The organism is Corynebacterium sp. S5S1, from assembly GCF_001913985.1.
GTDB lineage: Bacteria > Actinomycetota > Actinomycetes > Mycobacteriales > Mycobacteriaceae > Corynebacterium > Corynebacterium marquesiae.
The window spans coordinates 1-2,388 of the sequence record NZ_MKXT01000033.1 but is presented as its reverse complement, the minus strand read 5'-3'; the positions used below and the strand labels follow the sequence as shown (position 1 = coordinate 2,388).

Genomic DNA, 2,388 nt, shown 5'->3' with positions numbered 1-2,388 from the left:
CTTTAGGGAAGTACTGCCTTAGTAGTCCATTGGTGTTTTCATTGGTGCCTCGCTGCCACGGCGAACCAGGATCGCAGAAGAACACGGGACACTTTGTAGTGAGGTTACCCTCGTTTAGTGGACACCCTATTTGTACGGATCTAGTGTCCGTAGGAGAGGATGTTCATTGTGAGTCAACAGCGCAAGAAGTACACGCCGGAGTACCGGCGTGAGGCCGCGAACCTGGTAATCGAGTCGCAGCGCCCGATCGCTCATGTGGCTAAGGAGATCGGTGTTTCCGCCGGGCTTTTAGGCCGGTGGGTCAAACTCGAGCGTGAACGCCGAGGATCCTCCGATGGGATGAGTGAGGCTGATCTCCGAGCTGAGAATGCTCGTCTGCACCGTGAGCTGGCGGAGGCCAAGATGGATAACGAGTTTTTGTCAAAAGCGACAGCCTTCTTCGCTTTAAGGCAACGCGAGCAGAAAAGTTCGAATTAATGCAGCGAGAGAAGGCGAACTACAGCATCAAGCGCATGGCACGACTATTAAAAGTATCTCGGTCTGGATATTACAAATGGGCCCATGCGCAGCAGAAACGGCTATCTGGCGAAGATGATCGTGTTGCATTTTACGATGGCGTTGACCGTAAGATTCATCAGATTTGGAAAGACTCCGATGAGGTTTATGGTGCTCCGCGGATCACCGCAGAACTTACCGAGCGCTACCAGATCACCTTGAATCGCAAGACTGTGGCTAAGCGGATGCGCATTTTGGGCATTGAAGGGATTTCACCGCGTGCCTTTGTCCCAGTGACTACAATCCAAGCCAAGCGTAAGTCAACTCTTCCCGACCTAGTCAAACGCATGTTTGATACTGGTCAGCTCAACCGAGTATGGATGTCAGATATTACCTACCTGCGCACCGGTGAAGGCTGGTTGTACTTGTGCGCGGTCCGCGATGGTCATTCCCGCAGGGTACTGGGCTGGGCTATGGATAGTGTTCAAGATACATCCCTGGTCGAACGGGCCCTGCGGATGGCGCATACGCTGCGCGGTGATGTTCCTGATGGGCTGGTGTTTCACGCTGACCGCGGGACGCAATTTACCAGTGAGAAGCTCTGGAAGGTTTGCCGCAGCCTGGGCATTGCCCAGTCTGTGGGGCGTACGGGCGTGTGCTTCGATAACGCGATGGCCGAGTCGTTCTGGTCGACGTTAAAGACCGAATTCTATGACCGTAAGCGCTGGGCGACCCGTGATGCCGCGTGTAAGGCTGTTGCCTACTGGATTGAAGTCGTCTACAACCGCCGGCGCCGGCACTCTGCACTCGGGATGGTCAGCCCCGTCGACTTCGAGAACCACGCCGGCTCAATTATCAGCAGAAAAGAAATAGCTGCCTAACCACTAGGTAGCTCCACTACGTGTCCACGATTTGCGGGCAACCCCAGTAGCACTATGCCCATTAGGTAAATGCAGCAAGATGACATAGCGCGTGGTTCGCTCTATGCAGACTTATTACCCGCGCCTAAAATGAGGTCGCCTTCCCAATGACCTGGTACTGCTCGGTCGTCTACTTCTGCTGGCCGGTCGGAAATCATCACCATGAAGCGTCCTGGGTTTAGTTCCGCTTCTTTTACGGCCCTGTGTTGATGGGCTGGGTGAGATAGTACTCGGTTTCTACTTCCTGTGGGGTGGCGTAGTCCAATGCTTCGTGAAGTCGCTTAGTGTTCCACCAATGCACCCACCGCAAGGTGGCCAGTTCGACTTCTCCGACCGACGTCCACGGGCCCTGGGCATGAATCAGTTCCGCCTTGTAGAGACCGTTGACTGTTTCGGCTAGTGCATTGTCGTAAGAATCGCCGATTGTTCCCACACTCGGGCGGATTCCTGACTCAGCTAGCGCGGTGGAATACTTCAGTGACACGTACTGGCTGCCCCGATCGCTGTGGTGAATTAGTTGGTTTCCATGGATTCGTCCTGCAGTCGTTAACGCATGTTCCAATGCCTCCATGGGCAGCGCATCGGTGCGCATTGTCGAGCGTGTAGCAACACCAACAATTTTTCGGCTGAAGACATCCACGACAAACGCGGTGTAGGCGAATCCTGACAGGGTGCGAACGTAGGTAATGTCGGCAACCCAAAGCCTGCCTGGTGCCTGCGCACGGAAGTTTCGGCGCACTAGGTCCGGGCGATGATCCGGTGTCTTCGGGCTTACCGTTGTTATTGGGGTTCGCCCACGTCTGCGGCCAGAAACACCTGCAAGTTTCATCAGACGTGCGGTCTTGTCGCGACCAATATGAAAGCCTTCGCGGTTCATCGCGTGCCACATTTTGCGGATGCCGTAGACCGAGAAATTCTCCGCATGCACACGCTGTATCTCTGGGATGAGCAGGCTATCGCTTAAGGCTCTTGC

Annotated in this window: 2 protein-coding genes and 1 pseudogene; 1 reads left to right on the top strand and 2 read right to left on the bottom strand. The window is 54.7% G+C overall.

Features of this window, described 5'->3' with window-relative positions; genetic code table 11:
- Positions 1–159: 159 nt before the first annotated feature.
- A protein-coding gene (locus tag BKN05_RS10185; protein ID WP_286688580.1) for an IS3 family transposase occupies positions 160–1,376 on the top strand; the annotation gives its coding sequence in 2 pieces (ribosomal slippage) (positions 160–421 and positions 421–1,376; 1,218 coding nt in all).
- A gap of 39 nt (positions 1,377–1,415) precedes the next feature.
- Here BKN05_RS10185 and BKN05_RS10180 read toward each other — a convergent pair.
- Both BKN05_RS10180 and BKN05_RS10175 read right to left on the bottom strand, forming a co-directional pair.
- Positions 1,416–1,579 (bottom strand): annotated as a pseudogene (locus BKN05_RS10180) (transposase); the annotation flags it as partial.
- 29 nt (positions 1,580–1,608) lie between these two features.
- Positions 1,609–2,388 (bottom strand): IS3 family transposase (locus BKN05_RS10175; RefSeq protein ID WP_286688579.1); only part of this gene is annotated, 780 nt, incomplete at its 5' end.